The sequence below is a fragment of the Micromonospora sp. L32 genome (assembly GCF_052068055.1).
Taxonomy (GTDB): Bacteria; Actinomycetota; Actinomycetes; order Mycobacteriales; family Micromonosporaceae; genus Micromonospora; species Micromonospora purpureochromogenes.
Genome location: NZ_JBQHDD010000008.1, coordinates 247,567 through 273,102 on the forward strand (window position 1 = coordinate 247,567; position 25,536 = coordinate 273,102).

24 protein-coding genes and 1 pseudogene are annotated in these 25,536 nt (G+C 69.2%); 10 read left to right on the plus strand and 15 right to left on the minus strand.

Going from position 1 to position 25,536, the window contains the following annotated elements:
• Positions 1-462: 462 nt before the first annotated feature.
• The 4 genes from ACTMTB_RS23045 to ACTMTB_RS23060 all read right to left on the minus strand — a co-directional run bounded on the left by ACTMTB_RS23045 (position 463) and on the right by ACTMTB_RS23060 (position 5,110).
• Positions 463-2,097, minus strand: a complete 1,635-nt coding sequence (locus ACTMTB_RS23045) for an MFS transporter (protein ID WP_441148319.1) — start codon at positions 2,095-2,097, stop codon at positions 463-465.
• Positions 2,091-2,315, minus strand: coding sequence for a hypothetical protein (locus tag ACTMTB_RS23050; protein WP_350795409.1), 225 nt, complete (start codon positions 2,313-2,315; stop codon positions 2,091-2,093). The genes ACTMTB_RS23045 and ACTMTB_RS23050 overlap by 7 nt, the downstream gene beginning before the upstream one ends.
• 175 nt (positions 2,316-2,490) lie before the next feature.
• The gene (gene abc-f / locus ACTMTB_RS23055; RefSeq protein WP_441148320.1) at positions 2,491-4,128 is read right to left on the minus strand and encodes a ribosomal protection-like ABC-F family protein; all 1,638 of its coding nucleotides are present in this window, start codon (positions 4,126-4,128) and stop codon (positions 2,491-2,493) included.
• 256 nt (positions 4,129-4,384) lie between these two features.
• Entirely contained in the window at positions 4,385-5,110 is a 726-nt protein-coding gene (locus ACTMTB_RS23060; RefSeq protein ID WP_441148321.1) for a hypothetical protein, read from the minus strand.
• Between the two features lie 373 nt (positions 5,111-5,483).
• Here ACTMTB_RS23060 and ACTMTB_RS23065 point away from each other — a divergent pair, with 373 nt between their 5' ends.
• Positions 5,484-7,724, plus strand: a complete 2,241-nt coding sequence (locus ACTMTB_RS23065) for a hypothetical protein (protein ID WP_441148322.1) — start codon at positions 5,484-5,486, stop codon at positions 7,722-7,724.
• Between the two features lie 35 nt (positions 7,725-7,759).
• On the opposite strand, the gene ACTMTB_RS23070 is transcribed toward ACTMTB_RS23065, so the two are convergent.
• The 4 genes from ACTMTB_RS23070 to ACTMTB_RS23085 form a co-directional block, all read right to left on the minus strand.
• Positions 7,760-7,924, minus strand: coding sequence for a hypothetical protein (locus tag ACTMTB_RS23070; protein WP_441148323.1), 165 nt, complete (start codon positions 7,922-7,924; stop codon positions 7,760-7,762).
• Positions 7,925-8,019: 95 nt separating this feature from the next.
• Positions 8,020-8,226, minus strand: a complete 207-nt coding sequence (locus ACTMTB_RS23075; RefSeq protein WP_088962527.1) for a helix-turn-helix domain-containing protein — start codon at positions 8,224-8,226, stop codon at positions 8,020-8,022.
• The gene (locus ACTMTB_RS23080; RefSeq protein WP_441148324.1) at positions 8,226-8,684 is read right to left on the minus strand and encodes a DUF2975 domain-containing protein; all 459 of its coding nucleotides are present in this window, start codon (positions 8,682-8,684) and stop codon (positions 8,226-8,228) included. Before ACTMTB_RS23080 ends, ACTMTB_RS23075 begins: the two co-directional genes overlap by 1 nt.
• An 80-nt stretch (positions 8,685-8,764) precedes the next feature.
• The gene (locus ACTMTB_RS23085; RefSeq protein ID WP_154937862.1) at positions 8,765-9,262 is read right to left on the minus strand and encodes a MarR family winged helix-turn-helix transcriptional regulator; all 498 of its coding nucleotides are present in this window, start codon (positions 9,260-9,262) and stop codon (positions 8,765-8,767) included.
• 83 nt (positions 9,263-9,345) lie between these two features.
• Here ACTMTB_RS23085 and ACTMTB_RS23090 point away from each other — a divergent pair, with 83 nt between their 5' ends.
• The 3 genes from ACTMTB_RS23090 to ACTMTB_RS23100 all read left to right on the plus strand — a co-directional run bounded on the left by ACTMTB_RS23090 (position 9,346) and on the right by ACTMTB_RS23100 (position 11,125).
• Entirely contained in the window at positions 9,346-9,993 is a 648-nt protein-coding gene (locus ACTMTB_RS23090) for an FMN-dependent NADH-azoreductase (protein WP_441148325.1), read from the plus strand.
• An 87-nt stretch (positions 9,994-10,080) separates the two neighbouring features.
• The gene (locus ACTMTB_RS23095; protein ID WP_441148326.1) at positions 10,081-10,461 is read left to right on the plus strand and encodes a VOC family protein; all 381 of its coding nucleotides are present in this window, start codon (positions 10,081-10,083) and stop codon (positions 10,459-10,461) included.
• A gap of 235 nt (positions 10,462-10,696) precedes the next feature.
• Positions 10,697-11,125: a nuclear transport factor 2 family protein gene (locus tag ACTMTB_RS23100; protein ID WP_441148327.1), complete on the plus strand. Its 429-nt coding sequence runs from the start codon at positions 10,697-10,699 to the stop codon at positions 11,123-11,125.
• Between the two features lie 21 nt (positions 11,126-11,146).
• Here ACTMTB_RS23100 and ACTMTB_RS23105 read toward each other — a convergent pair whose 3' ends face one another.
• Positions 11,147-11,710, minus strand: a complete 564-nt coding sequence (locus tag ACTMTB_RS23105; protein WP_441148328.1) for an alpha/beta fold hydrolase — start codon at positions 11,708-11,710, stop codon at positions 11,147-11,149.
• On the opposite strand from ACTMTB_RS23105, the gene ACTMTB_RS23110 reads away from it, so the two are divergent.
• Positions 11,610-12,875, plus strand: a complete 1,266-nt coding sequence (locus ACTMTB_RS23110) for a PP2C family protein-serine/threonine phosphatase (RefSeq protein ID WP_441148329.1) — start codon at positions 11,610-11,612, stop codon at positions 12,873-12,875. The two genes, ACTMTB_RS23105 and ACTMTB_RS23110, sit on opposite strands and share 101 nt — an antisense overlap.
• Before the next feature lie 127 nt (positions 12,876-13,002).
• On the opposite strand, the gene ACTMTB_RS23115 is transcribed toward ACTMTB_RS23110, so the two are convergent.
• Together ACTMTB_RS23115 and ACTMTB_RS23120 are read right to left on the minus strand one after the other, a co-directional pair.
• Complete coding sequence (locus ACTMTB_RS23115) at positions 13,003-13,899, minus strand: hypothetical protein (protein ID WP_441148330.1); 897 nt, start codon at positions 13,897-13,899, stop codon at positions 13,003-13,005.
• 548 nt (positions 13,900-14,447) lie between these two features.
• Entirely contained in the window at positions 14,448-15,047 is a 600-nt protein-coding gene (locus ACTMTB_RS23120) for a TetR/AcrR family transcriptional regulator (RefSeq protein WP_441148331.1), read from the minus strand.
• Between the two features lie 107 nt (positions 15,048-15,154).
• On the opposite strand from ACTMTB_RS23120, the gene ACTMTB_RS23125 reads away from it, so the two are divergent.
• Complete coding sequence (locus tag ACTMTB_RS23125) at positions 15,155-16,108, plus strand: NADP-dependent oxidoreductase (protein WP_441148332.1); 954 nt, start codon at positions 15,155-15,157, stop codon at positions 16,106-16,108.
• Between the two features lie 67 nt (positions 16,109-16,175).
• On the plus strand, positions 16,176-16,535 hold the full coding sequence (locus tag ACTMTB_RS23130) for a DUF4440 domain-containing protein (RefSeq protein ID WP_441148333.1): 360 nt from the start codon (positions 16,176-16,178) through the stop codon (positions 16,533-16,535).
• A 618-nt stretch (positions 16,536-17,153) separates the two neighbouring features.
• Here ACTMTB_RS23130 and ACTMTB_RS23135 read toward each other — a convergent pair.
• Positions 17,154-18,485, minus strand: coding sequence for a low temperature requirement protein A (locus ACTMTB_RS23135; protein ID WP_441148334.1), 1,332 nt, complete (start codon positions 18,483-18,485; stop codon positions 17,154-17,156).
• 209 nt (positions 18,486-18,694) lie between these two features.
• Here ACTMTB_RS23135 and ACTMTB_RS23140 point away from each other — a divergent pair, with 209 nt between their 5' ends.
• From ACTMTB_RS23140 to ACTMTB_RS23150, 3 genes and pseudogenes are all read left to right on the plus strand, one after another.
• The gene (locus tag ACTMTB_RS23140) at positions 18,695-19,153 is read left to right on the plus strand and encodes a hypothetical protein (protein ID WP_441148335.1); all 459 of its coding nucleotides are present in this window, start codon (positions 18,695-18,697) and stop codon (positions 19,151-19,153) included.
• A gap of 491 nt (positions 19,154-19,644) precedes the next feature.
• Positions 19,645-19,866: pseudogene (locus tag ACTMTB_RS23145) on the plus strand (site-specific integrase); the annotation flags it as partial.
• Positions 19,867-20,670: 804 nt separating this feature from the next.
• Positions 20,671-21,513: a hypothetical protein gene (locus ACTMTB_RS23150; RefSeq protein WP_441148336.1), complete on the plus strand. Its 843-nt coding sequence runs from the start codon at positions 20,671-20,673 to the stop codon at positions 21,511-21,513.
• 1,270 nt (positions 21,514-22,783) lie between these two features.
• Here the strand turns inward: ACTMTB_RS23150 and ACTMTB_RS23155 are convergent.
• From ACTMTB_RS23155 to ACTMTB_RS23165, 3 genes are all read right to left on the minus strand, one after another.
• Complete coding sequence (locus tag ACTMTB_RS23155) at positions 22,784-23,491, minus strand: hypothetical protein (RefSeq protein WP_441148337.1); 708 nt, start codon at positions 23,489-23,491, stop codon at positions 22,784-22,786.
• A gap of 9 nt (positions 23,492-23,500) precedes the next feature.
• The gene (locus tag ACTMTB_RS23160; protein ID WP_441148338.1) at positions 23,501-24,655 is read right to left on the minus strand and encodes a DUF262 domain-containing protein; all 1,155 of its coding nucleotides are present in this window, start codon (positions 24,653-24,655) and stop codon (positions 23,501-23,503) included.
• 166 nt (positions 24,656-24,821) lie between these two features.
• A complete protein-coding gene (locus ACTMTB_RS23165) occupies positions 24,822-25,433 on the minus strand; it encodes a tyrosine-type recombinase/integrase (RefSeq protein WP_441148370.1) in 612 nt (203 codons plus the stop codon).
• Positions 25,434-25,536: the final 103 nt, after the last annotated feature.

The window sequence follows — 25,536 nt, forward strand, 5'->3', positions numbered from 1 at the left end:
GCCGGGGCCGCGTACCTGATCGGCGTCGGGGCCGGCCATTGCGCGACTGGGACGAGCACCGAGGCGTTCTTTCGCACCCGCGGCGGGTGCCAGCCCTGACGCCGCGGGCGACTAGCTCCGACCTCAGCGGGTACGCGCAGCCCATGGGTAGCCACAAGGAGAACAAACACGACCCCGGCGGCGAATCGGCACGAGGGCGGCGGCACCCGGGCAGCGGCGCTCCCGGCCGACAGGGCTCGGAGGTCGAACGCTCGCCCAAGCGCCGCCACGAACGGACCGCGACCGGTCCGTCCGGCAGCGAACGCGACCACGACCGGTCCAAGGTCGCGCACGAGGGGCGCGTGCACCGGCAGGGTACGGGCTGATCCGGCGCCCGACGGGCGGGTCGGTGGCCGGGTCCCGGCCGCCGGCCCGCTGTCGTGTACGGCCCCGCCTGCGCCCACCTGTATGAGGCTGGGTCGTTCAGGCCGCTTCCCGGTCGTCGGCGCCGGTCCGTCCGGCGGCGGCCGGCAGCAGGTGACGCACCTCGGGTGGGCCGTCGGCGAGTTCCCGGGCCCGCTCCTCCGCCGCCTGGTCGGCACCCGTCAATCGGCCGCCGTGCTGGCGCAGATGCTCGTCCCAGGACGGCACCAGGTAGACCTCGACGAATCGGTCCGAGGCCTCGCCCTCCCGGAACAATCCCCACCGCATCGCCCCGGTACGCTGCCGCGACCCCCGGACCAGCTCCATCGCGTCCAGGAACTGCCGTCCACGTTCGGGCCGGACGGTGTAGGTCACCAGCACCAGCACCGGACCCACCCGGGGATCCGGCTCGTGGGCCAACTCCAGCCGGGGCCAGTAGGTGGCCGGGTCCCCGTCGACGCCCCGCAGCTCCGGCAGCGGCCAGATCTGACTGGTCACCGAGCCGAGCAGCATCAGCGCGCCCGCCGCGACGAAGGCGGTCGACAGGCCCGCCATGTCCGACACCAGGCCCCAGACGAACGCGCCCACCGCCTGGCCGCCGGCGAAGACAACCTGGTACACGGCCAGACCCCGGGCGCGCACCCAGCCGGGCAGGAACAGTTGCATCTCGGCGTTGACGTTGACCAGTACCGTCACCCAGGCCAGCCCGGCCGGCAGCAGGGCGAGGAGCACCACCGGGACGACCCGCACCGAGCCGACCACCAGCAGGGTCCCGGCGTACAGCACGCCGGCCACCAGCAGGAACTGGTTGGCCGACATCCGGGTACGGATCCACGGCAGCAGCAGCCCGCCCAGGACAGCGCCCACCCCCAGGACGGCCAGGAGCAGGCCGTACCCGCTGGAGTCCAGGCCCAGCCGCCGGGTGGCGACCAGCGGCAGCAGCGCCCAGAGGGCGCTGCCCGGCACCAGGAAGACCAGCGCGCGCCGCAGCAGCCGGCGGACGATCGGCGAGTGCCGCACGTACCGGCCGCCGGCGCGCAGCGCGGCCGTGAACCGCTCGGGCACCTCGACGGCGCGCGTGTTGCCGGGCCGCCATCGGGTCAGGGCCAGCGCGAAGATCAGAAACGCCACCGCGTTGACGGCGAAGACCGGCGCGACACCGGTCCGCGCGATCAGCACTCCGGCCACGGCCGGTCCGACGGCCCGGGCCACGTTCACGCTGATGGAGCCGAGCGCGGAGGCCGCCCGGAGCTGCTCCCGCGGCACCAGCTCCGGGATCACCGCCGTCCAGGCCGGCAGGGTGAGCGCCTGTCCCACCCCGAACGCGAAGGTGAGGGTGAGCAGCAGCGCCGGCGGCATCCGGCCGGTCGCGGTGAGCAGGGTGAGCGCCACGGCCACGACGACCAGGAAGAGTTGCACCCAGATCAGCAGGTGCCGGCGGTCGAAGGCGTCGGCCAGCGCGCCGGCCGGCAGGGCCAGCAGCAGCACCGGCAGCAGGCTGGCGGTCTGCACCAGGGCGACCAGCGTCGCGGCGTTCGGCTCGTCGATGAGCAGCCACTGGGCGCCGACGCTCTGCATCCAGGTGCCGACGTTAGCGGCGAGCAGGGCCAGCCACAGATTGCGGTAGACGGCCGTCCGCAACGGCGCCCACGCCGAGACCGGACGCTCGGCGGGGTCGCCTCCCGTCGTTACCACCGCCCGTCCGCGCGCAGCACGCGCTCACCGGGAACGTAGCGGCCGCCGGGGTCCAACAGCAGCCGTACGGCCTGCGTGGCGACCTGCTCGGGCAGCGCGTGGACCTCGTCCCGCACGTCGCCGAGGACGGTCACCTGACGGTCGGCGGCCAGCAGGCGGGCCACCGACAGGCCCAGCCCACTGGTGCCACCGGCCACCACGAACGTCCCGGCGCCCATGTCCCTCCCGCCGTCGTCGCACCCCCGCGCCACGTAACGGCTCGGGCTTCCCCCATTTGCGGGTTCCACACCGCCGGGAAAGTGCGGGCGGCGGACCGGCGATACCGCCGGACGACGGCCCGGCCGGCGGCTTTTTCCGCGACGGCCGGCCCGCCCCCTGGTGAACCCGGCGGCGTCAGTCGGGCTCGGGCGCGCCGGTCTCCCGCAGCTGTCCCCCGGCGAGCCGCAGCCAGCGGTTCACCCCGATCTCGGCGAGGAACCGCTGGTCGTGGCTGACCACCACGAAGGCACCCTGGTACGCGCCGAGCGCGCTCTCCAACTGGGCGACGCTGACCAGGTCAAGGTTGTTGGTCGGCTCGTCCAGCAGCAGCAGCTGGGGTGCCGGCTCGGCGCACAGCACGCAGACCAGGGTGGCGCGCAGCCGCTCCCCGCCGGAGAGCACCCCGACCGGCAGGTGGATGCGGGAGCCCCGGAACAGGAAGCGGGCGAGCAGGTTCATCCGCTCCGCCTCCGGCGTCCCGGGCGCGAACGCGGCCAGGTTCTCTGCCACCGTGCGATCGAGGTCCAGCAGGTCCAGCCGCTGCGACAGGTACGCGATCCGCCCGTCGGCCCGCCGCACCCGGCCGCCGTCGGACTCCAGGTCACCGTGGACCAGGCGCAGCAGGGTGGACTTGCCGGCGCCGTTGGGCCCGGTCAGCGCGATCCGCTCGGGGCCCCGGATCACCAGGTCGGCACCGTCGGCGGCGAAGAGCGCCCGGTCGCCGTAGCGGACCTGCATCCGCTCGCCGTGGAAGACGGTGCGCCCGGCGGGAACGTTGGTGCCGGGCAGGTCTAGCACGATCCGCTGCTCGTCGCGCAGGGCGCGGCCGGCCTCGTCGAGCCGGGCCCGCGCCTGGCTGACCCGGGCCGCGTGGGTCTCGCCGGCCCGGCCGGCCGACTCCTGGGCGCCGCGCTTCATCGTCCCGGCGAAGATCCTCGGCAGGCCGGCGCTCTTGAGGTTGCGGCTGGCGTTGCTGGCCCGCCGCTCGGCCCGCTCGCGGGCCTGCTGCATCTCCCGCTTCTCCCGCTTGACCTCCTGCTCGGCGTTGCGGACGTTGCGCTCGGCGACCTCCTGCTCGGCCCGGACGGCCTCCTGGTAGGCGGTGAAGTTGCCGCCGTAGGAGCGGACCTCACCCCGGTCGAGTTCGAGGATGCGGTCCATCCGGTCGAGCAGCGCGCGGTCGTGGCTGACCAGCAGCAGGCAGCCGGGCCAGTCGTCGAGCAGGTGGTAGAGCATGCGCCGGGCGTCGAGGTCGAGGTTGTTGGTGGGTTCGTCGAGCAGCAGGACGTCGGGCCGCTTCAGCAGCTGCGCGGCGAGGCCGAGCGAGACCACCTGCCCGCCGCTGAGGGTGTCCAGGCGGCGGCTGAGCGCGACGCCGGCGAGCCCCAACCGGTCCAGCTGGGCCTGGGTGCGCTCCTCGACGTCCCAGTCGTTGCCGATCGTGGTGAAGTGCTCCTCGCTGGCGTCGCCGGCCTCGATGGCGTGCAGCGCCCGCAGCACGGGGGCGACCCCCAGCACCTCGGAGACGGTCAGGTCGCCGGCCAGCGGCAGGCTCTGCGGGAGGTAGCCGAGCACTCCCTCGACGGTCACCGACCCGCCGGTGGGCCGGCACTGTCCGGCGATCAGCTTGAGCAGGGTGCTCTTGCCGGCGCCGTTGGGGGCGACCAGACCCGTACGACCACCGCCGACGGTGAACGACAGGTCCTCGAAGACGGGGGTGTCGTCGGGCCAGGAGAAGGAGAGGTTGGAGCAGACGATGTACGCGTCGGACATGCGAGGGACCTCAACGGTGACGCGGGCGTGCCGGAGCCGCCCGGGCGGGCAACAGGGATGGTTGACGAGGGCACGGCCTGCCGGCGGCGGGGCGCTTGCCGCGCGCCTGCCGGTGGCCGAACACGTCCGGTCTCACCCGGAGATGTCGTCGTCACCCGCCATGTCTGGTCTCCCTGATCCGATCACCGGCCGCCCACACTACCAGCAGCGGGCCCGGCGCTGCGCTGGTCGTGACGTTACGTCGACGGCGGCGCGGTCACTGGAACCGGACGTCCTGCAACTCGATCGAGACGATCACCGTGTTCTTGTCGGGGCGGCCCTCGGCGTCGAGCAGGTAGACCAGGCGGCGGGTCGGGACGAGGATTCCGTCGTACCGCCGGGGGTCGAAGCTGTAGTTGGCGGCGACGGGCGCACCCGGGCCGAAGACGTCCGGCACGTAGTCGTGCCGCCGGATGTGCCCCTCCGCGTCGACGTAGTAGGTCTGCTCCCTGCTGTGCGTCGCCACCTCGTCCGGGAACACCACCCGCAGGGCTCGCCATACCTCGCCGTCCTCGTGGTGGGGCGCCAGCTCCTCCAGCTGGAATCCGGGGCCCGCCAGCAGGAACGGCTCCGTCAGGTAGTTCCACATCGCGTACCCGTTGAAGTACGCCAGGTGCAGGCGGTCCCAGCCGGTGGCGATCTCGTGGCCCACGAAGGAGTCCCTCGGGCGGGACCGTTCCTCGGCCACCTCCCCCGCCGCGGTCTCGATCACGACGTGGTCCGGGGTGACGACGCTGCTCAGGTCGGGCCGGCCGAACGGGGTGGTGCGGGCGACCTGGCGGTGCAGCTCGGCCTGCGTCACCACGTCGTCCAGCACGCCCTCCTGGCCCTTGAGGCCCCACAGCGCGCCGCCGCCGAGCACCCGCGCGCTGACCGAGCTCAGCTCGTTCCACCGGTCCATCCCGCCGTGCGCGGCGATGGCCTGCTCCAACAGTTCGTTCACGGCGTTGCTCTTCTCGTAGGCCGGCGCCAGCGCCGGGAACGGCAGGACATCGGGACGAGCTGCGGGAGCGCCGACAGCGCCGAGCCCGGCGCACAGCAGGGGTGCTCGCCGCTCGCGTCACGCCGACGGCGACGCGCCCGCTCCCGCCGGCCCCGGCGTGGGCGACCCCGGCGTACCAACCATCCACGGTAGTGCCGGTGAGCGGCGGCAATGCCCGGTTCACCGGACCCCCGCGGCACCGGTGGGCACGGGACGAAGCCCTGGTTGACGTCCCGCTGCGCGGGTACTCCTGCGCGCCAGCCGGCGCCGGTGCGGCTCGTCCGTCCGGCAGCCGTCCCGCACTGCTGGCCGCGCCGCCGGGGGTCGCAGGCCGATGACCGACACCGCACCGCCGTCCGGAGAGCAGCACGCGCCGGACGATGTCGTCGAACTGCGGGTGCACGGGGTCTCGGGCGCCCGTGCCGATCAGGTGCTCGACCGGCCGCACGCCCACCAGGTGGCCGGCGACCGCAGCGGTGGCTTCTTCCGGCCGAGGCCGGGCTACCCGGACAGCACCGGACCGGGCGGCGTGGTGCTGGAGGCGTACCGGTGGAGCGACCTGCCCTCCGGCACCGCCGCCCGGACACTGTCCCTGGTCTTCCTGCTCCCGTTCATGCTGAGCAACGTGGCGATCTGGATGCGGCCGGCCCGGCGGGGGCCCGGCTCGGGCGTCAAGGTGCTGTGCCGGCTCGTCGCGCTCAACCTCACCGTGCTGTACGCCCTGTCCGCCGCCGGCGTCGCCCTGGACCTGATCGCCTGGAAGTGCATGGGCTCGTCCCGCTGCCTGATGGGCCGCGCCTGGCTGTCCTGGCTCGGCGGGCACCCGGTCGGGCTGCGGCTGGCGGTGCTGGCCGTGGTGCCGATCGCCGCGGTCGGGCTGGTCTGGCTGCTGGGCGCCCGGCCCGGCCGCTCCTACGAGGGCTTCCGGGTGCCGACCGGCGACCCCGAGGGCGACCGGCTCAGCGCCGTCGGCCAGTGGGACGCCATGCCGATGGTGGGCCGGCTGCGGGCGATCCACATCGCCGTCGCGTTCGCGGTGCTCGACCTGACCCTGCTCGCCGCGCGCGGCGCCGGCCACCCCTCGGTCGTGACGGTCGCCCTGGCCGTCCTCGCCGTGCTGGTGCTGGCGGCCGGCGCGGCGCTGCTCTGCGCGCCCGAGCTGCTGGAACAGCCGGCGACGGCGCACACCACCGACCGGTTGACCGTGGCGCTGCGCACGGTGGCCTGCGGTCTGACCGTGGCGACCCTCGGGGTGGTCGCACTGGACCGGACCCCGTGGCCGCTCGCGGCCGGGCTGCCGGGGTACGGCCGGATCGTCGGTTGGGCCTTCCTCGCGCAGATGGCCCTGCTGGCGGCCCTCGCCGTGCTGGCCCCCTGGCGCGGCCGCCGGGACGGCGGCCGCGCGCTGCTGCACGGCCTCGGCGCACCCGTGATCGCGGCCTTCGCGGTCGGCCTGGCCGGCGCGTTCTCCGCCGAGCTGGTCTACCGGACGGCGTACTTCCTCAACCGGCGGGCGATCACCGGACGTCCGGAGGATCTGGCGGCCCCGCCGCTGGCCTACAAGTGGGCGCTGTTCACCTTCTTCCTGAGCATGATCGTGGCGGTGCTGGTCGCCGCCGGGCTGACCCTGCTCTCCCGCCGGGGTCGCCGACGGGCGGCGGGGGCCATCGTCGCCCGGGACTTCCCGGCAGCCCCGCCGGAGGCCGCCGACCGGATGCGACGCGTGGAGAAGACGATCGCGCGGGCGCGGTTCACCGAGTGGCTCGGCCCGCTGGCCGTCGCGTGCGCCTGCCTGGCCACGCTCGGCCTGGCCACGAGCCTGCTCGCATTGTTCGGCCTGCAGCCGAGCCCGTTGGCGGAACGGCTGCTCGGGGTGCCGTCCGGATTCGTGAACTTCGGGCTGACCGTGGGCAGCTATCTCATCCTCGGGCTGGTGCTCGCCCTGGTGATGGGCGGACTGTTCGCCTACCGGACGGCGGAGTTCCGCCGGTACGTCGGCGTGGTGTGGGACCTGGGCACGTTCTGGCCCCGGGCGGCCCACCCCTTCGCGCCGCCGTGCTACGCCGAACGGGCCGTACCCGAGCTGGCGAAGCGGATCTGCTACCTGGCGGAGCGGCACACCGGCGTGCTGCTCACCGGCCACAGCCACGGCTCGGTGCTGCTGGCGGCCACGGTGCTGCAACTGCCGCCGCAGGTACGCCGGCGGGTCGCGCTGCTGACCTACGGGTCCCCGCTCGACCGCCTGTACGCCCGGCTCTTCCCCGCGTACCTGGGCCGGGACGTGCTGCACGAGGTGGGCGAGCGGGTCGGCTGGCGCTGGCTGAACCTGTGGCGGGAGACCGATCCCATCGGCGGCTGGATGTTCGCCGCACACCGGCCCGGTGACCCACCGACCCGGGCCGGCCCGAGCGACCGGGTCGACCGGCGACTGCGGGACCCCGAGGACGTGGTGGCGCCCCCGAGCGACAGCGTCCCGCCCCCGGTGCAGGGGCACTGGCCGTGCGAATCCGACGAGCGGTTCGCCGCCGCGGTCCGTGAGCTGGCCGACCGGCTCCGGGCCGAGGGCCGGACCTGACGCCGCCGGGCGGGGACGACGCCACCGTGGTTCTGCTACCTGCCGCGTCGGACGGCCCGCACGCCGAACACCACGGCGCCGAGGACGAGCAGGACGCCCAGGAGTTGGAGGCCCGGGGAGTCATCGGCCTCCCCGTACACGATGCCGGCGACGCCGACCGCGACGGCGAGGAGGGCGACGAGGGCGAGGACGTACTTCATGGGGTTTCCTTTCCGAGCCGGATCCGTCGCGGATCCGGCCGGTGAGCGGGTCGACGTGGCCGAGGTGTTCGGTGGTTGGGAGGCGGTGCGGCGGGTCAGTCCTCGACCCACTCGAGCAGGTCACCGGGCTGGCAGTCGAGCACCCGGCACATGGCTTCCAGGGTGCTGAAGCGGACGGCTTTGGCGCGGCCGTTCTTCAGCACCGCCACGTTCGCCGGCGTGAGCCCGACGCGTTCGGCGAACTCGCCGACGCTCATCTTGCGTTTGGCGAGCTCGACGTCGATGCGGACGACGATGGGCATCAGATCACCGCCTCCATGTCGGTGCGCAGTGTCGTGGCCTGCCGCAGCAGTGCCCGCATCACCACCATCAGGAGCCCCAGCACGGCGACGCCCACCAACATCAGGAAGAGCAGGAGCGGCAGTCCGGGGTCCGAGGCGTTGAAGCCGACGTAGAGGAACACGCCCAGCAGCACCACCCAGGCGGCGACGATCGCCCAGACGATCGCGTCCACCCACGCCAGGGCGGCGTCGCTGAAGATGCGGTCGTTCTTGACCAGGGTGAGCAACTTCCAGGTGGACACGATCACCACCTGGATGCACAGCAGCCAGAACACCGAGACGGCAGTCAGCGGCCACCGGAGGTGGGCCTGGTCCGGGGACTCCTGGGCCATGTGCGCGAACTGTCCGGGCAGGGAGAAGGTCTGGAACATGACCAGGATCCCGAACAGCAGCACGAGGAAGACTCTGAGCGGGGCCACCGCTCGATGCTCAGTGAACACGCATCGACTATCGCTCGTAACCTATCGAAAGTCAATCGGTACAGCGATCTCCTGACCGGTCAGCAGGCCGGCTCGCCCGCGGCCGAGCACGACGGACCCTCCGCCGCCCCGGCGCAGGACGCCGGACCGCCACCGACCGCCCGCTCCAGCAGCTCGTAGAGGGTCTCGCGCTGCCGCGCGTCCAGCGCGCCGAGCACCTCGTCCTCCACCGCCGCGAGGGCGCACTCAGCCTCCCCGAGGCGCTTCTCGCCGGCGGGGGTGAGCTCGACGACGTGCCGGCGACGGTCCTCGGGAGAACGGCGCCGTTCGATCAGACGCTCCGCCTCCAGCTCATTGAGCAGCCCGACGATGTTCGTGCCGTCCATCTCCAGTGTGCCGGCGAGGGCCTGCTGGCTGCTGCCGCCCTGCGCCCGCAGCACCGTGAGCGCGACCAGGTGCCGGGGCCGCAGCCCCAGCGGCGCCAGCACCGTCTCGGCACGCAGCCGCATCCGCCGCGCGAGGTGGTCGAGCAGGGGGGCCGAGCGGTGCTCGGGCTGGTCGACCGGTACGGCAGGCATGTGACCAAGCCTACCGTCGCCGCCCACGACCCACGTGCTACAAATGATTGGCACGACACCAATGGATTATGAAGGGCAAATCAATGGCACACCTGTTGCACATCGACTCCAGCATCCAGGGGGACCGGTCGGTGAGCCGCCGGCTGACCGAGCGCGCGGCCAGGGCCTGGCGCGCCGCGCACCCCGACGGCACGGTCCACTACCGGGACCTGGGCGCCGATCCGCTGCCGCATCTGGACCAGGCCGGCGGCCTGGCGCGGATGACACCGCCGCAGCAGCACAGCCCGGCCCAGCGGGAGTCCTGGGCGCTGACCGAGCAGCTGGTCGAGGAGGTGAGGCGGGCCGACACGGTCCTGCTGGGGCTGCCGCTGTACAACTTCGCCGCCCCCAGCAGCGTCAAGGCGTGGGTCGACCACCTGATCGCGCCCGGCCTGGCCTACGACCCGGAGAGCCAGGCCGGCCTCCTGGGCGACCGTGAGTTCATCGTGCTGGCCACGCGCGGCGGCGGGTACGCCCCCGGCACGCCACGCGAGGGCTGGGACCACGCGGAGCCCTGGCTGCCGCACGGCCTGGCGATGACCGGCCTCCAACCGCGCTTCATCACGGCGGAGCTGACCCTCGCCGGCGTGAACCCGGCCATGGCCGGCCTGGTGCCGCTGGCCCAGGAGAGCCTCGCGGCGGCCGAGCGCGCCGTCGACGGACTCTGGGTCCCGGCCGCCGCCGCGGCCTAAGCAGGGCCGCCACGGGAGTGGCCCACTCCCTTCGCGCCGGCTCCACCGGGGCGGCGCGGATCGTGGACAGGCACTATCTTGCCCGGCATGCATCGGAGCCGCGTCTACGCCGTCCTGATCGACGCCCCGCACGCGGAGGCCGCCCGGGCGGCGGCCTTCTGGTCGGCCGCCCTCGGCGTTCCCACCGAGGCGGACCCGAAGTATCCCCAGTTCGTCGGCCTGCACGGCGCCCTGCCCGGGCTGGTCACCGCCGTGCAGGCCGTCGACGACGCGCCCCGCTTCCACCTCGATTTCGAGACCGACGACGTCGAGGCCGAGACGGCACGGCTGGTCGCCCTCGGCGCCACCGAGGTGACCCGGTGGCTGGACTGTCGCATCCTGCGGGTGCCGGGCGGGCACCTGGTCTGCGTCCTGCCGGTGGAGAGTCCGCCCGAGGTTTTCGACGCCCAGGCCCGGACCTGGCCCTGACAGCCACGACCCCACCCGGCGCCGTGCGGATCAGCCGGGTGGGGCCGCGCGTCGGTAGCGTACGGCGGTGCCGCTGACCTTCCCTCGCACGCCGCGCTGCCGCTCGTCGATGACTGCCGTGCTGCACGACGAAGCCTCAATCCGCCAGGTACGGCACCGGGTGGCTCCCGGCCGGTGGTAGCTTCCAGATGCGCAGGCCAACACGCAGACCTCCGTTCGGACGGAAGGTTGAGCCATGGACGAGACCGTCGCGCGGGCGATGATCAAAGCCCACTTCGAAGCCTCCAACGTCAGCGCCCCCGGCGGCGGGCCGGGCGACGACATCGCCCGCGCTTCCGAGATCTACGCCGACGACGCGGTGCTGGAGTGGCCGCAGGGCGGCGAGCGCGTCCGCGGCAAGGCCAACATCACCGCCCTCAGGTCCAGCTACCCCGCCCGGCAGGAGTTCCAGCTGCACCGGACCGTCGGCTGCGGGGATCTGTGGGTCAACGAGTACACCATCCGGTACGACGACCGGCCGATGATGGCCGTCGGGATCATGGAGTTCCGCGACGGCAAGGTCGTCCGGGAGCGGATCTACTTCGGAGAGCCCTGGGAGCCGCCGGCCTGGCGGGCACAGTGGGTCGAGCGGATCGAACCGGCGGCCACCCAGGCATCCGCATGATCACCAGCGCCGGGTGGGCGGCTAGCGACTGGTCGCCTCCACCGCGCTCAGGATCAACCGCGTCACGACCTCGGGCTGCGAAACCATGGAGGCGTGGGAGGCCGCCACCTCCTCGATCCTCGCCTTCGCGCGCTCGGCCATGAAACGTTGCCCCGCAGGCGGGATGGCCCGGTCCTCGGTGCCGAGCAGGTACCACGACGGGATGGACTTCCACGCCGGCGGGCCCGACGGCGTGGCCGCCGCGGCGCCGCTCCACGGCCGCTGCGCCGCTGCCATCACGGTGGCCGTCCCGGGATCGACGTCTGCGGCAAACGCCTCCCGGAACGAGTCGCGATCCAGGTACAGGTCCACGCCGTCGCTCCGAGCGCTTGGCCGGGGAGCAGGAACGGCAGCGCAGCAGGGAGGGCTGAGCCCGGACGCCGGCCCGGAGCCGACGAAACCTGTGTGGACGGCTTGTCGGCTCTCTCGGCCTATGCTCTGGCGCGTGAACAAGAAACGGTGGAGCGGCGTGGACCTGGGCAACGTGCTGCGCGCCGTCGAGGACGCCGCCCCGGTCGACGCGGTGGAGGCGGTGACCCGAGGCATCGGCGTCGACCTCGGGGCGCTGTGGGTGTCGTTCCTCGTCGCGGACATGAGCGGCCGGGCTCTCGTTCGGCTGGCCCACGACGTTCCCTTCGGGAACCGGCCCGGCAGACGCCAGCAGGACGAGGACGTCGCCACCGTGCTGCCTTTCGACGGCGGGCCACAGGAACAGGCGCTGCGCTCCCAACGCGTGCAGGTCCGTCCGAGCGGAGATGATCACGTCGTGATGGCGCCCGTCACGCAACGGGGCGAGGCGATCGGACTGTTGGAGATCTCCTTGCCGGTCAAGCCGGACGACGAGGCCCTGGCCGAGATCTCCCGGGCCGCGCACGCGCTGGCGTTCGTGGTGATCGCCGCCCGGCGGCACACCGACCTTTTCGAATGGGGCCAGCGGACCACTCCGTTCACCCTTGCCGCAGAGATCCAGCGCCGGCTCCTGCCCTCCTCATTCACCTGCGAGGCCGGCTCGTTCACCCTCTCGGCGTGGCTGGAGCCGGCGGCCAGCATCGGCGGAGACACCTTCGACTACAGCCTCGCGCGCAACCTGCTGCACTTGAGCATCACCGACGCCGTGGGCCACGGCGTGCACAGCGCACTGACCGCAACGCTCTGCGTCGGCAGCCTGCGCCACACCCGCCGCCACGGTCACACCCTGCTCGACCAGGCCCGGGCCGCAAACTCGGCGCTGATCGAGAATCCGCCCGGGGGGTTCACCTTCGCCACCGGACTTCTCGGCCGACTCGATCTGCGCACCGGCGTGCTGGCCATGGTCAACGCCGGCCACCCCACCCCACTGCTGGTGCGCGACGGGACCGTCCAGCCCCTCGCGCTACCGGTCGATCCGCCGTTCGGCGTACTGCGCCAGGGGACCTACCGCACAACCGACGTCCCGCTTCGCCCCGACGATCGGCTCATCCTGCTCACCGACGGCATGCTGGAACGCGGCGCCGCCCGCCTCGACCTGCCCGCACGGCTGCCGGGCCTCACCGACCTGCACCCCAGGGAGGTCGTCCGCGTACTCGGCGACGCCGTCCTCGACGTCGCCGGACCCGCCCTGCCCGACGACGCCTGCATGCTCGTCCTCGACTGGCACGGCGACCACGGCGACAACCGCTCCACCACGGCCGGCGCCGATCCCCACCGAGCGAGCGCCCTTCCGTATCCCTGAGACCAGAAAAGAGAGGGCGTGCGCCTGCGTCCGTCTTGCGGCAGGGCATCCTCGTGCTGATCCTCGAGAATGATGATCCGGCGCGGGTGCCCGCCCTGTATGGGCCGGGGCAGACCTGCCGCCTGCCTTAGCGCGCGGCGCCGCCCGGTCGACCTGGGCCGCTCCCGGAGCGCCGGTGACCGACGCGTGGAGCCTTTATCACCGGGGAGTTGCCAGACGCCGGGCGGAAATCTCGCGCCGCGCCGGCCACCATATCGTCGGGATCGCGGCCGAGGGCCTGCCGGATGTGCGGCGGGATGACCTCGGATGTTGCCATTGCCAGTCGGACCTGCACCGAACGGTCGTGAACCAGGCGTTCCAGATCCGCCTCGTCCAGCTGGACCGCGCGGACCAGCGCGGCACGGACGTCGACCACGGGGTCCTGGGCAAGCGCCCTGCGCTGCTCGGCGGTGGTCCGCGGGTTGCGGGCGACCCCCTTGCGTACGCGTACGGTGCGATCGGCCATCAGGGCGGTGATCACGTCGGGGTCGTGGGTGTGGGTGGCGAGTCGTTCCCGTACCTCGGGTGAGACGTCGTCGATCAGCCTGGCGGCCAGTTCGGGCTCCAACTCCCGCATCTCCGCGAGGAGACCACGAAGCTCCTTGTCGGGCGCCTCCGACATCACCCGGCGAACCGATTCGTCGCAAGCCGGGTTGCTGGCGACCGCCCAGCGGACCCACCGGTCGGGGTCCTTGACGAGACGCAAGAGATTGCCGACCGAGGTCGAGGGGTTTCTCGCCACCGCCTCCCGGACCTGACGATCATGGTCCCGGGTCAGCGGTCGCAGTGCCTGCGCGGGTGCGTCGGTCCGGGCCGCGACCGCCTTACGGACCACGGCCGACGGGTCGGACGCCAAGTCGAAGAGGGTCATCTGTGGCGTTGCGGGGTCCTGCGCGAGGGCAAGCCGCGCGTCGGCGCTGCCGCCGCTCGCACGGTGGGCGGTGGTACCTGACCCGCGGTGGCCGTCGTCCTGCTGCTTCCCCATGGGCGCAATCATGTCACGGGCAGACTGAGGCAATGCGGGCCTGACCAGCGCGTTGACGATGGTCGAAGCGTTGGGCTCCGGACCCGCAGGGGTCAAGGGATCCGCGAGCACCAGGTCAGCCACTCACTGACTTCGGTGGCGTCGGCGCTTTGCGGGGTGACCCGCCAGCTGCGGCGGGGCGCCCGCGAGAAGCCGCATCAACCGGCCACGACGCTCGACCAGCGGTGCGTCGAGCACCGACTCTCCGTCGGCGGCAACGAGAAAGGTCGAAGGCGACGTAGTAGGCCGGGTGCTCACGAGCCTCGCGCAGCAGCCCCCGGCCGGCGGTGACCCGCCGCTGCAGCAGGGCGAAGTTCGTCCGCCCGCGCTCCCAGACGACCAGTTCCCCGTTCATCATTGAGCCAGCCGATCAGCTGGATTTGTCGTGCAGCGATGTTGTGTATGGACATGTCCATGACGTTGTGGATCGGGAGCGGCCGAGGGTTCAGCCGAGAACAGTCTCCAGAGACTTTCTGCAGGCATCCGCGGTCAGACCCTGTTTGGCGGCGTCAAAGAGCGGCTGGCGGCGGGTGGGGCAGCGGGTGGGCGCCTTCCGGGCGTAGGCCGTCGAAGATGATGGCAAGGTATCGCTGCCACAGGTCGGGCGAGGCGTCCGGCACGTAGCTGGTGACGTAGTTGGGCGCGCACATCAGCAGGATGACGTCGGCGCCGGTGACGTCGGCCCGCACGGCGCCGTGCTCACGAGCCCGATCGACAAGCTTGTGCACATTGCGGAACATCTGCTCGCGGGCCCTGATCACGTCCGCGTTCAGCTCGCCGGCCTCCTGCAGGAACGACAGGTCACGTTGCCGTTGTTGGTCCGCGGCGACGGTGAGGAACTCCAGCAGCGCGGCGCCCGGATCCGCCGCGTCGAGCAACTGTTCGCCGACTGCGTTGAGCGCGTCGATCCGGTCGAGGACGATCGCGGCGAGCAGGTCATCCTTCGTGGCGAAGTGCCGGAACAGGGTGCCCTTGCCGAGACCGGCCCGGCGGGCGATGTCGGCGACCGAGGCGTCCAGGCCACGCTCCGCGAACTCATCGGCGGCGGCCGCCAGTAGCAGCCGTCGGTTGCGGGCGGCGTCGGCACGCAACGGGCGGGTCGAGGTCACGTTGCCACCCTAACAAGTTGACCGCACGGTCCGTTTATTGCTAGCTTCGCGATCGATAACATGACCGTCCGGTCCGTTTATGGAGGAAGCGCATGAAGGCAGTTGTCGTGACCGGCTACGGGCCGCCCGAGCAATACACCGTGGGGGACGTGCCGGTGCCCCAGCCTGGGCCGGGGCAGATCCAGGTCCGGATCGCCGCCGCCTCGATCAACCCGGCGGACGTCCGGCTGCCCAGCGGGGATTTCCGCGACGTCGTACCGCTGGGGTTTCCGCACGTGCCCGGCAACGACTTCGCCGGCACGGTCAGCGAGGTTGGCGCTGGCGTGACGGCCTATCAGGTGGGCGACGAGATCTTCGGTCAGGCTGTGCCGCGGGCGCTGCGGGCGATGGCCGGTGCGCCCCGGCCGTCGCTGAGCACCGGGTCGCTGGCCGAGTACGCGGTCTTCGAGGCCGATACCCCGTTCCTGGCGCATCGCCCGGCCGGCCTCGACATCGAGCAGGCGGCCGCGCTGCCCACCGTCGGCCTGACCGCACGGGCACTTATGGCCACCGCCGGAGTGCAGCCCGGCGAAACCGTCCTGGTCATCGGCGCTACCGGCGGCGTCGGAACCGCCGTGATCCCGCTGCTGACCGCCGCGAGGGCGCGGGTGATCGCCACGGCGACCGCCACTGACGCCGCCATTCTGCGAGCTTTCGGCGCCGATGAGACCATCGGGTACGCGGAATCCGAGTACCCCTCCGACGTCGACGTCGCGTTCAACCTGACCCTGCCGAGTGACCACCTTGCCGGAGTCGCTGACGCCATCCGCCCAGGCGGACGGCTCCTCACAATCACCTACCCGGTACCGCAGCAGGAGTGGATCGGCCGCGACGACGTCGGTCTGCATTTCGTACTGGACATGGACGGCACCTTCGGCGGGATGCGGGAGGTCGGTGAACTGGCGGTCCGCGGAGAACTACCGGCCACGATCGGCCGCCGCTACGCCCTCGACCAGGGCGCTCAAGCATGCGTCGACTTCGTCCGCCGGCATACGACCGGCAAGCTCGTCGTCACGATGTGAAACACACTGCCATCGGCGCTTCTCGGCAATCTGACCGTCGACGACCCACCCGCGACAGGACCCTCACGTGACAGACATCCGCGAACTCCAGCAGGCATTCGACGACGCCGAATTGCATGCCGACACCGACCGCTTGAACGCCCTGCTGGCGGATGACTTCATGTCCATCGGCGAACGGGGCTACCTGCTGGACAAACGGCAGTGGATCGACCGACACGCCGACTTCGCGTACCTGTCCCTGACGACAACCGAACTCGACGTACGCCGTTACGACCGCGCCGCGATCGTGCGCTGCGTCCAGCGCAGCCGGGCGACCTGGCGTGGTGAAGCGATGACACTGACAGTCCGACTGAGTCAGGTATGGATCGAACTACCCGACGGGTGGCGACTCGCCGGCATCCAGTTCAGTTCGCTCGACCCAGCCTGAACGCCTCATCCGCAATTCCGAGCCGACGCAGCCCTGTGCGCGCGAGTGAAACCGCTGCTCATCACGTAGGTGTGGTGCGTCCGGCACGGCTATCGCATAGTGCCCCATGCGCCGCGGCAAGCAGTTCTCGCAGCGCGATATCTGCACCCCGCTCACCGGTCGATCACGGACGCGGGAACGGCGCTGAGCGCTCACCTGAAGGCTCGCCGGTCCCCAAGTGGTCCCCACCTCCGCGTTGTCTAGTTCGCTCACCACGTCTGGTTCAAGAACCAACAGAGGCCGCTCACCAGGGCATACGCTCCGGTTAGCGGCCTCTACGTGCTGTCGGGACGGCCGGATTCGAACCGACGACCCCTTGACCCCCAGAGATCGGCAACGCGGTCCGGTTCGGCTCGCATCGCTGGTCGACGGTCTGATGGTGGTCACCAGGGTTCCACTTGGTGTCGTCGGTTGCTGTACTTCACTGCTGTACTGCTTCGCCCGCCTGCCGGCAGTGCGTCAGACGCCCAACGGCGTCCTTGGTGGAGCCGTACCCGACGATCTTGCTTACAACTCCTAACTTTTTGAGCGGGCGTGTCGGCCCGGACTGTTCTCCCGTACGCGCCGGGACATGGCCCCTCAACGGGGTTTCTCGTCCGGGGCTCCTTCGTGCCAGCGGGCCCGCCAGTCGGCCTCGTGCTTCTCGTAGGTGGTTTTCTCCTCGAAGACGGCCGTGAGCAGGGCTCGGCGGGCGTCCGCCATGACTGCCACCTCGGTCGCCACCAACCCGATGCAGATGGCCGTCAGCAGGCTGAGCGCCGCCAGTGCGGGGAGGTGTGTGGCGAGGGGGATGGCGACCGCAAGTACGAGCACGGTGCCGACGCGGGTCCAGGAGAGCGTGCCGAGGGCGCGCAGTTGGAACAGCATCCCGCCGCAGAGGTAGCAGATCACCCCGCCGAACAGCAGCGGCACCCCTGGGCCGTGCGTCGGCTCGGCGAGGTTGATCGAGCGGTCCGTGATCTGCCGCACCATCTCCTCCGCCCCGAGGGCGAACAGGATGATCCCACCGATCATGACGAGCTGGCAGTACGCGTAGACATCCCGCGCCATGACGACCCGGGAGCGCCCCTGCGCCGCGTGCTGCGCGATCCGGGCGGCCGGAGCGATGACGTCGAAGTGCGTCCACCACAGGGCGGCGGTGAAGAAGATGCCGAGCACCGCGGCGGTGACGCCCCGCCAGGTGACCGGCTCACCGAGCAGGTTGCCGCCGATACCGACGGAGATGATCGACTCGCCCAGGGCGATGATGAGGATGAAGTCGTACCGTTCGGTCCAGTGCTCGGCGGAGGTCAGCACCCAGCCCCACGCGTTGGCGACCAGGCCGGCGCCGTACTGCAACAGGACGACGGCGATCCAGAGCCCGTCGCGCACCAGGTCGGCCCGCCCCGGGTCGTCGATCAACGGCGGGATCAGCGCGGCGCCCAGCAGCAGGAGGGTGCTCATCACCAGTTCGGGTGAGTACTTCAGCAACAGGCGACGCTCGCCGGGTCTCTCCCCGGCGACGTGCCAGTACAGCAGCAGGTGCACGCCGCGGAGCACCACGTAGCTCACCGCGACCACCACCGGCCCGACAGCCCACCGCACCGGGGTACCAAACGCCTGCGGCAGGGACAACGCGAAGCAGAACAGCGCGGCCATCCCGACGACCATCAGCGCCGGGACAAAGCCCACGCCGAGCCGGACCCGGGTCGCGACCACCGTGTGCACCACCCAGACCCACCACAGCACGGCGAGGACCAGCATGCCGTGCAGCAGGCTGTCGCCGGTGATGTCCACCGCGGTGGCCCGGGTGATGATGAAGAACGAGAACACGAAGACCAGGTCGAAGAAGACCTCAAACCGGTCCACGCGGGTGCCAGGGGCCACCGCGACGGCCGGCCCCAGCCGCTCCACCCACCGCTTGCCAGCCACCGACCGAGTGTCGCAGCGCGCAAGCCCTGTCCGGGCTTGATTCACGTCAGCCTGCGAGGCGGACACGTGAGCCCCATAAAAGCTATATAGCCATCTGGTCGGCCTTCATTCGTCCCTGCCATTGCTATGGTCGGTTTCGTGACCTCCGCGGGCAGCAGACGGGTTGTGCAACGAGATCTGGGCGCCTGGCGTGGTAGGGGGACGCCGAGATGACGGCCCCGCGGACGCTCATCGGCTCGTACCTGGCGATGCTGGCGCTGAGGAATGTGGAGGAGCGCGAGCGTTATCGTGTCGAATTGAGCCGGACGAGGTGGGTCGACGCTGACGAGGTCACGAGCGCGGCGCTTCTTCGGACGATACGGCGATGCCTGGGATCGAAGCCAGGATTTGTTGCTGTCGGCAAAGCCGCTGTGCGTACCTCTCGAACTTTCCCGAAGGGCGACATCATTCCCAGCGACGTGGAGCGGATCATTAGGACCTGCCTCGGCCAAGATGAGGACGCCATCGAGAAGCTCAAGTTGAAGAATCCGGAGCTGCTGAGAATGTTGACTTTCGCCTCACTCCTCTGGATACACAAAGTCCCGGAGGTAGACGTTCTAGAGATCGTTGGTCGGGCGGAGGGCGACGCATTCGATGCCGGATTCTCGCCGACCCTACTGCCGGGCTAGATCCCCGCAGCCGCTTCGGCCTGATACGGCTACCACCCGATGCCCTTTCTCCGTCTCCCAGCCATCCCGTCGGCCTTCGTCCGCACACCGTGGAGCGGGTGGGGCCTGCCCGGTCAAGTGGAGCACACCACTGTCTGAACGACCTTGACCGGGCAGGCCCTGCCCGCTCGGCTCCGCCCGGACGAAGGCTGTCGGGATGGCGCCCCACCATCCCGGAGTGCCTGAGCGCCCCGCCGGAGGCACGCCCTGGTCGTCACCTTCAACACCGAAGCTCCGGATCTGCCAGTAACCATGGCGGCTCGGGGCTTCGTCGTATGTCGCGCCGCCGGCGGGCTAACACCGACGCGCCGGCGGCCGAAGGCCAGAGGCGCGGCGGCGGGCCATCGGCCCGGCCCTGGTTCGGCGGCGCGAGCGGCCGGCAGCGCCGGCCGCCTTGATCCCGTACAGAAATTCCTCACAGGACACGACAGGACTAGTGCCGGAGGAGCTCCTACGACAGCCGCATTGCCATCGCGGGCGTCCCTAAGATCACCGTTCACGACGCCCGACGCACCTGCGGTTCGCTGCTGGTCGACCTGGACGTGCATCCCCGGATCGCGATGGCGATCCTGCGGCACGCGGACTTCTCGATCACGATGGAGATCTACAGCCAGGTCTCGTCCAAGGCCACCCGGGAAGCCCTGCGGAAGCTCGGCAAGAGCCTTGATCAATGAGCCGTTGCTGTACTTCGCTGCTGTACAAGATCAGAAAAGGCCACCTGGAAGACTCCAGATGGCCTTTGACCTGCGTCGGGGCGGCCGGATTCGAACCGACGACCCCTTGACCCCCAGGACGTCGCGGTAGGCGTTTACGCACGTCAGCAACGGTTCGCCCGACGGCACGCCGTCGGGCACCACGTTTGGCGTGTCCGTCCAGGCTGGACGTGCGGTCCCCCGCTGGTCCCCGGTCGCCCTGTCGGGTGCGTTCGCGCTCCATCGCATCCAGCCGTTGGTCCGCAGCACCTGCGGGTGCCGGCTTCCCGTCGCGCAGGCTTCGCCCTGCCGGGCCGGGCCTGCCCGGTCCAGGTGGAGCGCCCCACCGGACGTACGACCTGGACCGGGCAGGCCCGGTCTGGCTGCCTGTGGTGTGCGGCGGGTAGCACCCGATCGGCCGGGCATCCCAGAGCCGCCCGGGTCCAAGGGCGGGTAGCCCTTGCCGCCGGAGGCATGCTCCGGGTCGTAGGGCCGGAGGCCCTACCCGCCGGAGGCAAGCCCTTGAGCGGCACTGCCCCGGTACCGGCCGGCCGTGCAACTGACTCGCCGTTCGTCTCACCCGCATGTCACCATCCTGCGATGGACCACCAGCTTGATCGCCTAGGCGTCCAACTCTCAGAGGCGAGGCGACTGACCCGCCACGGGGGCGTACCCCGGGATCGACTTGCCCTCTTGCTGCTCGATAACGCGGCGGAGACTCTGTTGAGGCTTAGCGCTAAAACCTATCTTTGGCGCGCTGAGCTATATGGGGGAATGATGCGGAGAATGGAATCAGTCTCCCCGCAGGCCGACGGAGCCAAGGAGCTTACTCAGGAACTACAGGCGAGAGTCATATCGGCATCGCGACGGCGCAAGATAGATCGCGATTTCAACGAGCTAGTCGATTTTGTCTTTGAACACAACGACTGGCCGTTGGATGCGGGGATGGCAATCTGCATAAAGATCCTTCATCGATACCGCAATGCGGCATACCATCGCGACAAGGTGCACGGGGACGTGCTTCAGCCGGCAGTCGTCATCTACTTTTACCTGGTAGCACATCTACTCAAACACCGACAGTCAAACATGTGGTTGATCGACGCGGCCCCGCCGGGCGTACTTGAAGTGCTGGATGGCGAAGACTTGGGCGAAGGATTCCTGGGCCTTCCTGGATACAGCAGCAAGAGTTTCCAGGCGGCAATGGCTGATCGCATCCTCAAAGACTTCATTCCTGATCCCGCCAAGGTTTCAGAGACGCTTTCGAAACACTTAATGGCACGTCTAGATGCGATAGACCGGGACTTGAAGGAGATTGGAGAGTACCACGGACCCCCTGGCCGCGAACGCGATTTCGCGATCCGGGCAGCGCAGTGCTCGGATAGCGAGTGGCACGCGGACGGACCTCCCCGCGATTTCTGGGAACGCGAATTTGAAGTCACGGACAAAGTGATTGAAGCATGGAGGGAAGACGCTCTCAAACTGGCTTCGGTCACAAGGGCACTCAGAGCCCTACGAATGTTCGCTGAGCAGGAGTCATCGATGGTCAAATTCGAAGAGCGAACTTCCGAGCTAGCGTTCGAGACTGACGGCGCGATTCAGTTCGAGAGCGACTTCCGGCGAGGTAAGTAAGCACGGACCTAACCGCTCGGGAAGACTGACTACGCGCAGCCCTCGGCTACTCCGGTGTGGGGTGTCCGAGGGCTTCGCCATGCCGGCGCGTGCCGGCGCGCTGCCGGGGTCACCGCGCCGGGAGCGAAGCGGCAAGGCGCGGTGACCCCCGAGCGGCGCGCAGCGGGCCGCTTGCGGCCCGCCTTGAAGACGTATGGAAAGTTCTCACCGGCGAGAATGCGGGCAGAGAATGCAGGCAGAACCGCGCGGGCGGGCCGGAAGGGATCGACAAAGCGGCGGGGGGGCCGCGTGGTGCTGAATCGCGCTCTTCTAGATCAAGGCGGCCCGCAAGCGGGCCGCGTCGGCCCGGCCCCGGCCTGCTGGCGACCTCCGGCCGGCATCGGCCGGGCCGACCGGCCACGCTGACGGAGCATGACCCCAAGCGGTGGAAGTAGCTAGCACCAGCTGGTCCGGGTGAGCGTCGGGGCGACAGACTTTATCGGTAGCAGCCCGTACCCTGCGCAGCATGACAAGGAAGTGCCCGGCGCAAACCTATCTGTCCGCGCGCGAGTTCTCTGAGGTTGATGGGGTCGTGGGCCCGCACCAATCCACCAAGGGGCCCTGGTACTGCGAGTACCCGGCGGCCACGATTCACTTTCACCACTCCGCCGCCGTCCAGGGCCCGCCTCTCGCTGAGGCTCCGGACGACGATCTGCCCGACCTGTGGCTCGTGTGGAGCGACGACGGTCGCCGTGAGCTGCGCTGGCTGCCAGGTTGTCAGACGAGGTTTCCCAGCGAGGACGACCAGGAGGGCGACCTCTGCATCCTCCCAGCCGGCCACGGGGGTACCTGCGACGCTTCGCTGAACAACGAGTACCAGCCAAGCAAGGAAGCGATGGAGAGGGTCAGACAGACCCTGGTCCGAGGCCGGGTAATTCAGACCGCCCGCGCTCCAATGCCCGACGGTAGTTATCCGAGAGGGCGACGACGAGGCGGCGGACTACGAAGAGTGGAATGCGCTTGACCACCTCGTTAGTTGCCCCGAGGATGCGCCATGCCACCAAGCCGAAAAGCTCATGAAGAACGATGACCAGGCCGGATTTGATGCGTTCATTGCGCGGTACCGAGCCTGACCGAGAGGCGGCAGAAGGGCTTGGGACCGGCTTAGAACGCCTTCGGCGGGGCACTCTGGCTCCGGGATGGCTTGGACTAGGGCTTGCCGGTTGACGTTAGGCACCGGGTCGAAACGGAATGCGGCACTCCATTGCATTCCCGTGTGAGCGAGCCTGTTTTATCGCCAGGCATGCTTGGCGAGTGTTCGTGCTACAGAGTGAACGAACCTACTTACGCTTTCACCGCGGTTGGCAATGTGCTCGGGAGTGTCATTTCCTATGGCATCTTTGAAGCTTGCGGTACTTGTGTGAACGGCCGCCCCGCGGAGGTGTACAAACTCGTATAGGTCGGTGCTCGTCATCGGTGGCAACTGCGTTAACTCTTTAACACCATATCCGCTGACTCGCCTGAAAGTCTTGGGCGTAACCGACACGCCGATTGGGTGTAGTAGCTTCTCTACATATTTGATTCCTGCCCCGTGGTTCCCATCGATGAGATTCTTAAAGTACGTTCCGGCGCCTACGTTATCCCAAACGCGTAGGAGTTCCTTACGGCTCGACGCGAAGAGCTTCTTACTCGGAATGAGTTCGAGATTTGGCATCTTGGACTCGAAGTCACCTTTGTAGTAGAGCACGCAGTTGACCAATATTGGACTGCATTGGTACCGGACTGTCCGCTCTCTTGCGTTGAGGAGGACTTTCCTGACCATCTCTTCGAGTGCGTGCTCTGCCTCCGCATGTAGCAGCCCGATATAGGCCGCTGAGACGTCCAGGGCTTCGGGGGTCCATGTCGAGATGCCCATGAATGGCTTTATGAAGCGGTTAGTAAGGAACTGTTGGCGCCGGCCGCACTGTTCCGCCAGGCGATGTAACTCGCGTGACTTCACGGGTGCACCCTAGAGAGCTTCCAAGGCGGAGGACTCTGCTACTTCAGTCAAATTTTCGTAGCCGAGTGCCCGGCCAAGCCGGCCTGCCCAGAAATCAATTCTTCCTTGCACTGCGTCTCGGCTCTTCGTCGTCGCCTCCGTCCAGCTGCGGAATTTGCCACTGCGGTTAGAGAGAGTCATAAACGTCTCTCTTACCACTGCTGCGGACTCAAGCGCAGCTTCGCGAACCTCGGCATCACGAAGGGTGAGGATCATCATGTCAAAAACCGCTCGATTGAATCTACCGGTAGCTTGCCCGTCTTCGATCCTCTGGAACGCGCTGCGGCCAAAAATTTCGAAGGTTGCGACGATTGCCTCATCGATGTTTTCTGCAAGGTCATCGAGCTCTCGCTCAACCCGACGATCCCAATTCTTATTCAGCGTCCGAGTGGCAGCGTCCAAGAAGCTCTTGAGATTGCCGCGATATCTGTTGAAGAAACATGAGAAGGCAATTGCCCGAAGTAGAAGCTCGGCGTCCCGGAGCCGATAGTCCGGCTCGCTGATGTTGAGAATTCTCTGGATGCCCCTGGATCTAGCGGATCGGACATCTAAGTAATCAGTGAAGGGCCCAGCGATCAGTGATCGCCGAAGTTCGTGGGTGGATAGAGGGGTTACTTGGCTATTCAGTCTATGGAAGACAAACTGGAGAACCTCGTCCTTGATCCAGTTCCGCATGACCACGGTGCGAATCGGAAGGTTCTCGAAGCGAGAGAACTCCTGAATGGCCGTAATCTCCTGGAACCCCTTGCCATTGAGGTTCGGCAAGGTTTGCAGGCCCGTCAAGCGCAGCGTCTCCTCGATAGCAAAGCGCTTAAGCGTCCCCAGTCGTTGCTTCCCGTCGATCACGATGTACTGATGCTGCCCTGGGCTCGACTTCGGCAACTCGGCCAACGTAATTGGCGGCACTGGGCAACCTAAAAGGAGTGATTCGATGTAAAGAGAAGCTTTTTGGTCGTTCCAAACGGACCTACGTTGGAACGGTGGATCGACGTCGAAGACCTCGCGTTGCATTTGCTCCGTCAGGGCACCAGTCGTCCAGTCGGTGGTCCAGACGACCGTCTCCGGCAAGTACTTACGGGTCGCGTCGCGGAGATCGTCCTCCTGAACGTCGTCCTGCCACTCCATGCATAGCTCCGATCACAGCGGGCGGATCAGGGAACTTTACCCATCACAGGCGTGCCAAGAGCAAACCCTCGCCGCCAGTAGTTGCCGACGATCCTGCACGCAGTCGGACCGCCTTGCCGAGGCTAGGGATCAGGAGGTTGCCCGCGCGGCTCGCGTCAGTCCTCATCTAGTCCTCAAGAGTGCAATCGGTGACCGCTGAGGTTGAGAGTTGCCGAGAAGGGTTTAGCCAGCTCAGCCGGTGTGCGGCCAGGTAGGCGCAGGGTGGCATCTTGATCTCGTAATGCGTAGGTCGACGGTTCGATTCCGTCAGGCGGCTCGGTACAGAAGCCCAGGTCAACGGCCTGGGCTTCGCCGTTTCCCGAGATCGATCACGCCGCCGCTGGCGGGCCGAGTCCTTTAGATAGTCCTTGTCCCGTGCGGCTACCGCTTCGTCCAGGCGGTTGGCGACGGCGTCCAGGTCGTCACCGAACAGCCCCGCATACACGTCCAGCGTCATTGACGCCGAGGCGTGCCCAAGCATCCGCTGCACCGCCTTGACGTTGGCGCCCGCTGCCATGGCCAGACTCGCCGCCGTGTGCCGCAGGTCGTGCGGAGTCAGCCCGGCCAGCCCGACCGACGCCGCCGCCGGCCCGAACACGCGTGACCGGAAGTTGGTGTTGCGCAGCGGCCCGCCGTTCGGGGCGGTGAACACCAGCTCGTCGCGGCGCTTGCCAGTTGACGTGTGCGGCCAGCTCGTTGACGAGGAAGCGTGGGATCGGTACCGATCGGCGCTGGTAATTCTGGGGCGTCCCCTCCACCAGCTCTCCGCCGACCTCCGCGAACGCCACCGCTACGGTGACCCGCCGTCGCAGCGGATCCAGCCGTGACACCCGCAGGGCCGA

Bases quoted from the DNA above. Each gene is read 5' to 3' on its own strand.
- ACTMTB_RS23050 (WP_350795409.1), bottom strand. From the start codon at position 2,315: ATGGGCGCCGGGACGTTCGTGGTGGCCGGTGGCACCAGTGGGCTGGGC.
- abc-f (WP_441148320.1), bottom strand. From the start codon at position 4,128: ATGTCCGACGCGTACATCGTCTGCTCCAACCTCTCCTTCTCCTGGCCC.
- ACTMTB_RS23065 (WP_441148322.1), top strand. From the start codon at position 5,484: ATGACCGACACCGCACCGCCGTCCGGAGAGCAGCACGCGCCGGACGAT.
- ACTMTB_RS23070 (WP_441148323.1), bottom strand. From the start codon at position 7,924: ATGAAGTACGTCCTCGCCCTCGTCGCCCTCCTCGCCGTCGCGGTCGGC.
- ACTMTB_RS23075 (WP_088962527.1), bottom strand. From the start codon at position 8,226: ATGCCCATCGTCGTCCGCATCGACGTCGAGCTCGCCAAACGCAAGATG.
- ACTMTB_RS23085 (WP_154937862.1), bottom strand. From the start codon at position 9,262: ATGCCTGCCGTACCGGTCGACCAGCCCGAGCACCGCTCGGCCCCCCTG.
- ACTMTB_RS23090 (WP_441148325.1), top strand. From the start codon at position 9,346: ATGGCACACCTGTTGCACATCGACTCCAGCATCCAGGGGGACCGGTCG.
- ACTMTB_RS23095 (WP_441148326.1), top strand. From the start codon at position 10,081: ATGCATCGGAGCCGCGTCTACGCCGTCCTGATCGACGCCCCGCACGCG.
- ACTMTB_RS23100 (WP_441148327.1), top strand. From the start codon at position 10,697: ATGGACGAGACCGTCGCGCGGGCGATGATCAAAGCCCACTTCGAAGCC.
- ACTMTB_RS23105 (WP_441148328.1), bottom strand. From the start codon at position 11,710: ATGCCTCGGGTCACCGCCTCCACCGCGTCGACCGGGGCGGCGTCCTCG.
- ACTMTB_RS23115 (WP_441148330.1), bottom strand. From the start codon at position 13,899: ATGGGGAAGCAGCAGGACGACGGCCACCGCGGGTCAGGTACCACCGCC.
- ACTMTB_RS23140 (WP_441148335.1), top strand. From the start codon at position 18,695: ATGACGGCCCCGCGGACGCTCATCGGCTCGTACCTGGCGATGCTGGCG.
- ACTMTB_RS23150 (WP_441148336.1), top strand. From the start codon at position 20,671: ATGGAATCAGTCTCCCCGCAGGCCGACGGAGCCAAGGAGCTTACTCAG.
- ACTMTB_RS23160 (WP_441148338.1), bottom strand. From the start codon at position 24,655: ATGGAGTGGCAGGACGACGTTCAGGAGGACGATCTCCGCGACGCGACC.